2 protein-coding genes and 1 pseudogene are annotated in these 5,639 nt (G+C 71.0%); 2 read left to right on the top strand and 1 reads right to left on the bottom strand.

The features are described from left to right. Positions 1-68 precede the first annotated feature (68 nt). Both SACSA_RS24295 and SACSA_RS0102680 read left to right on the top strand, forming a co-directional pair. Positions 69-242: pseudogene (locus SACSA_RS24295) on the top strand (glycosyltransferase); the annotation flags it as partial. A 206-nt stretch (positions 243-448) separates the two neighbouring features. Next, on the top strand, positions 449-2,893 hold the full coding sequence (locus tag SACSA_RS0102680; protein ID WP_019813277.1) for an ATP-binding cassette domain-containing protein: 2,445 nt from the start codon (positions 449-451) through the stop codon (positions 2,891-2,893). 13 nt (positions 2,894-2,906) lie between these two features. Here SACSA_RS0102680 and SACSA_RS0102675 read toward each other — a convergent pair whose 3' ends face one another. Continuing rightward, positions 2,907-5,453: an ATP-dependent Clp protease ATP-binding subunit gene (locus SACSA_RS0102675; RefSeq protein WP_019813276.1), complete on the bottom strand. Its 2,547-nt coding sequence runs from the start codon at positions 5,451-5,453 to the stop codon at positions 2,907-2,909. Positions 5,454-5,639: the final 186 nt, after the last annotated feature.

Below are 5,639 nucleotides of genomic sequence, written 5' to 3'. Positions count from 1 at the left end.
GGGTTCGGCGCCGCCACCACGGAAGCTACCCCTCGTGAAGCACTCCACGCAGGCAGCCAGGTAGGTGAATCGGGGATGCGGTGCGGAGGCTGCTCGCCGACGCGGCCCTGCGGGACGCCTACGGCATCGCGGGCGCCGACCGGGCCCGCTGCCGGTACTCGTGGGAGCGCATCGCGGCCGACACCTGCCGGGTCTACGAGCGCGTGCTGCCTGCCACCGCCGTCCAGGAGACCGGGTCCTGACCGGGGCCGTCATGGCCGGTCGCTCCGGCCGGGATGCCGCGGAGGCGGTGCTCGCCGACTCCCGTCCTCGCCCGCCATCGTGCCCGGCTCCCGCGCGCCCGCGTCCGTGTGCCCGGATCCCGGCTCGGCGCAGGCGCCGAGCTGGTTGAATCGAGCCTGAGCAGGCCGACGCCGGACGACGGACCCGCGGAGCAGAGGGAGACACGATGAACACGGCCACGAGCACGGACACGCACTCGCCCGAGCGGCACGTCGCCGACAGTCACGAGCTGATCCGCGTACACGGCGCGCGCGAGAACAACCTCCGCGACGTCAGCGTCGAGATCCCGAAGCGCAGGCTGACGGTGTTCACCGGCGTGTCCGGCTCGGGCAAGAGCTCGCTGGTGTTCGGCACGATCGCCGCGGAGTCGCAGCGGATGATCAACGAGACCTACAGCGCCTTCGTGCAGGGCTTCATGCCGACCATGAGCCGCCCCGACGTCGACGTGCTCGACGGGCTGACGACCGCGATCATCGTCGACCAGGAACGGATGGGCTCCGACCCGCGCTCCACGGTCGGCACGGCCACCGACACCAACGCGATGCTGCGCATCCTGTTCAGCAGGCTCGGGCAGCCGCACATCGGCTCGCCCCAGGCATTCTCCTTCAACGTCGCCTCGATCAGCGGGGCGGGCGCGGTCACGTTTCAGCGTGGCGGCAGCACCGTGAAGGAGCGGCGCGAGTTCAGCATCACCGGCGGCATGTGCCCGCACTGCGAGGGCCGGGGCTCGGTGTCCGACTTCGATCTGTCCGCGATGTACGACGACAGCAAGTCGCTCAACGAGGGGCCGTTCCGCATCCCCGGCTGGGGCAAGGACGGCTGGTACGGCCGCATCTACAGCGGCTGCGGCTTCTTCGACCCGGACAAGCCGATCCGGGAGTTCACCGAGGCCGAGCTGCACGACCTGCTCTACAAGGAGCCGACCAAGATCAAGGTGGACGGCATCAACCTGACCTACGAGGGCCTGATCCCGAAACTGCGCAAGTCGATGCTGTCCAAGGACCGCGAGGCGATGCAGCCGCACATCCGTGCGTTCGTGGACCGCGCGATCACCTTCACCGACTGCCCCGAGTGCGGCGGCACCCGGCTGTCCGAGGAAGCGCGGTCGTCGAAGATCCACGGAATCTCCATCGCCGACGCCTGCGCGATGCAGATCAGCGACCTGGCCGAGTGGGTACGCGGGCTGGCCGAATCCGGGGACACCGCTCGCGCGGACGACGGCGCCGGTCCGCCGCGGGAGACGGTGGCTCCGCTGCTGACGGCGCTGAGCGAGACGCTCGACTCCTTCGTCGAGATCGGGCTGGGCTACCTCTCGCTCGACCGCCCCGCGGGCACGCTGTCGGGCGGCGAGGCCCAGCGCACCAAGATGATCCGCCACCTCGGGTCGTCACTGACCGACGTCACCTACGTCTTCGACGAGCCCACCATCGGCCTGCACCCGCACGACATCCAGCGGATGAACGAGTTGCTGCTGCGCCTGCGGGACAAGGGCAACACGGTGCTCGTCGTCGAACACAAGCCTGCCACGATCGCGATCGCCGACCACGTCGTCGACCTCGGCCCCGGAGCCGGGTATCACGGAGGGCAGGTCGTCTTCGAGGGAACCGTCGCCGGGCTGCGTGCCAGCGACACCCTCACCGGCCACCACCTCGACGACCGGCCCGTGCTCAAGGACTCGGTGCGCACACCCACGGGCGCGCTGGAGATCCGGGGCGCGCGGCAGAACAACCTCGCCGGCATCGACGTCGACGTCCCGACCGGCGTGCTCACCGTCGTCACCGGCGTGGCGGGCTCGGGCAAGACCTCGCTGATCCACGGCAACCTCGCGGGCCGGGACGACGTGGTCGTCGTCGACCAGGCCGCCATCAAGGGTTCCCGCCGATCCAACCCGGCCACCTACACGGGGCTGCTCGACCCGATCCGCAAGGCGTTCGCCAAGGCGGGCGGCGTGAAGCCCGCGCTGTTCAGCCCGAACTCCGAAGGCGCGTGTCCCAACTGCAACGGCGCCGGGGTCGTCTACACCGACCTGGCGATCATGGCGGGCGTCGCCATCACCTGCGAGGAGTGTGAGGGCAGGCGCTTCCAGGCTTCGGTGCTGGAGTACAAACTCGGCGGGGCGTCCGACGGCAAGGACATCAGCGAGGTCCTCGCGATGTCGGTGGCCGAGGCCCGCGAGTTCTTCGCCGCCGGTGCGGCGCGCACCCCGGCCGCGCACAAGATCCTCGAACGGCTCGCCGACGTCGGGCTCGGGTATCTCCGTCTCGGGCAGCCGCTGACGACACTGTCCGGCGGCGAGCGGCAGCGGCTCAAACTGGCCACCAACATGGGCGACGCAGCGGTATACGTCCTCGACGAGCCCACCACCGGCCTGCACCTCGCCGACATCGAGCAGTTGCTCGGCCTGCTCGACCGGCTCGTCGACTCCGGCAGCTCGGTCATCGTGATCGAGCACCATCAGGCCGTGATCGCCCACGCCGACCGGATCATCGACCTGGGGCCCGGCGCGGGCCACGACGGCGGCCGGGTCGTCTTCGAGGGCACCCCCGCCGACCTCGTCGCCGCCCGCTCCACCCTCACCGGCGAGCACCTCGCGACCTACGTCGGCGCGTGAGGGCCCGCCCCGGCTAGCTCGACGACTCGCTGAGCGAGTCCGAGGTGACGTCGAAGGTGAGCCTGCCGTCCCGCACCCCGACGGTGACGCGGGAGCCCTCACCGGCCTCCCCGTTCAGCAGCATCGTCGAGAGCACGTTGTCGACCTCGCGCTGAATGGTGCGGCGCAGCGGGCGTGCCCCGTACTCGGGCTGGTAACCCGCCTCGGACAACCAGCGGACCGCGTCCGGTTCGACGAGGACCTCGACGTCCTGGGCGTGCGCCTTGCGCTTGGTCTCCTCGAGCAGCATCGAGGTCACCTGCTCAAGCTGTTCGGCCGAGAGCTTGCGGAAGACGATGATCTCGTCGATGCGGTTGAGGAACTCGGGCCGGAAGTTCTCCCTGAGCCGCCGCATCAACCGCTCCCGCAACGGCTGCTCGGTGTCGGACTCGTCCGTCGGGACGAACCCGAGGGCGCCCTGCGTGCCGCTGAGCACGAGCTCCGAGCCGATGTTGCTGGTCATGATGAGCACCGCGTTGGTGAAGTTGACCGTACGGCCCCGTCCGTCGGTGAGCCTGCCGTCTTCCAGTACCTGCAACAGCAGGTTGAACACGTCGCCGTGCGCCTTCTCGATCTCGTCGAGCAGGATCACCGAGTACGGGCTCCGGCGCACCGCCTCGGTGAGCTGGCCCGCTTCCTCGTAGCCGACGTAGCCGGGTGGCGCCCCGACGAGCCTGCTCACGGTGTGCCGCTCGCCGTACTCGGACATGTCGAGCCGGATCATGTGGTCGTCGCTGCCGAACAGCGCTTCGGCCAGCGCGCGGGCGAGTTCGGTCTTGCCGACGCCCGTCGGCCCGAGGAACAGGAAACTGCCCGACGGCCGGTTCGGCTCGGCCAGCCCGGCCCGCGTGCGGCGCACCGCCTCGGCCACGGCCCGCACGGCCTCGTCCTGCCCGACGACCCGGCCGTGCAGGTGCTCCTCGAGGCCGAGCAGGCGCTCCCGCTCCTCCTGGGTGAGCTGCGCGACCGGCACCCCGCTGATGCGGGAGACCACCTCGGCGATGTCGACCGCGGTCACGTCGAGACCCTCCGACGGCCGTTCGCCGCGGCTCTGCTCCGCGATGCGCTCGCGCAGCGTGTTGATCTCGTCGCGCAAGGACGAGGCCCGCTCGTAGTGCTCCTCGCTGACGGCCTGGTCGCGGTCGCGGCAGAGCTGCTCCAGCCGGGCCTCCATGTCGCGGAGCTGGTCGGGCCTGCGTCCGGTGCGCATCCGCACCCGGGCCCCTGCCTGGTCGACCAGGTCGATGGCCTTGTCCGGCAGGTACCGGTCGGTGACGTAGCGGTCCGACAGCGTCGCCGCGGCCGAGAGTGCCTCGTCGGTGAACCGCACCTGGTGATGGGCCTCGTACTGGTCCCGCAGGCCGTGCAGGATCGCCAGCGTGTCCTCGACGTTGGGCTCGGGCACCAGGATCGGCTGGAAGCGGCGTTCGAACGCGGGGTCGTTCTCGATGTTGCGCCGGTACTCGTCGAGCGTCGTGGCGCCGACGACGTGCAGCTCCCCCCGTGCCAGCGCGGGCTTGAGCATGTTGCCCGCGCCCATCGACCCCTCGGAGGCACCCGCGCCCACCACGGTGTGCAGCTCGTCGATGAACACGATCAGCGAACCGCGCTTGTTGCGCAGCTCGTCGAGTAGCTTCGTCATCCGCTCCTCGAAGTCGCCCCGGTAGCGGGTGCCCGCCACCATCGCGGCGATGTCGAGCTGCACGACCCGGCGCTCGCCGAGCGTCTCGGGAATCTGACCGTCGGCGACGCGCTGCGCGAGCCCCTCGACGATGGCGGTCTTGCCGACCCCGGCCTCGCCGATCAGGACCGGGTTGTTCTTGGTACGCCGGGACAGCACCTCGATGGTCTGTTCGATCTCGTCGTCGCGGCCCACCACCGGGTCGATCTCGCCGTTGTGCGCCATCTCGGTGAGGTCGCGCCCGTAGGTGTCGAGCGTCGGGGTGTCGCTGGCCTGCTGCTGCTCCTGACCCGCGGAGCGCGCGGTGCCGGGCGGGCTCGTCGGGCTCGAGATCGCCCGCTGCATCGACTCGGGCGTGATCCCGGCCTCGGCGAGCATCCGCCCCGCCCGCGAGTCGGGGTTGGCCACGAGGGCCAGCAGTACGTGCTCCGGCCCGATGTAGGACGAGCGCAGTCCACGCGAGATCTGGTGGGCGTCGAGCAGGGTGCGCTTGGCGCTCGGCGTGAGCACGGGCATCCCGCCGCGGGGCTGCTCACCGCGCTCCTCCCGTTCCACCTTCCCGGCCAGCGCGTCGGGGTCCGCGCCCGCGCGCTGGATCAGCTCGCGGCTACCGGGCACCCGGGTCGCGGCCCACAGCAGGTGTGTCGAGTCGAGTTCGCTGGCGTTCCACTCGCCCACCTGCCGCACGGCGGCCGACACGAGCGCCAGCGCCTGTTCGCTCATGAGCCGCGTGATGCCCACCGCGTGCGGCCTGCGGCCCGGCACCGCGTTGCCGAAGAACTGCGCGAGCAGCTGGTCGAACGGGCTCGAACCGGGATCGGCACCGAAGAAGCCGGTCATGGACACACTCCCTTTGCGCGGCGACGTACCGTTGTCCGCCCGGGGCCTACCCGGTAGGCCCCCGCGTCAACCGTGGGCGCGACACGGCCCGCCGCCGCCTCCCGTGGCGCGGTGCCCCGGCACCGGGTTGCCAGACGGGTCAGCCCACATACCGGCGGGCCGAGGAGTCCCGCCGCGCCCGCTCCA

The organism is Saccharomonospora saliphila YIM 90502, from assembly GCF_000383795.1.
GTDB lineage: Bacteria > Actinomycetota > Actinomycetes > Mycobacteriales > Pseudonocardiaceae > Saccharomonospora > Saccharomonospora saliphila.
This window is presented reverse-complemented; position numbering and strand designations above follow the sequence as displayed.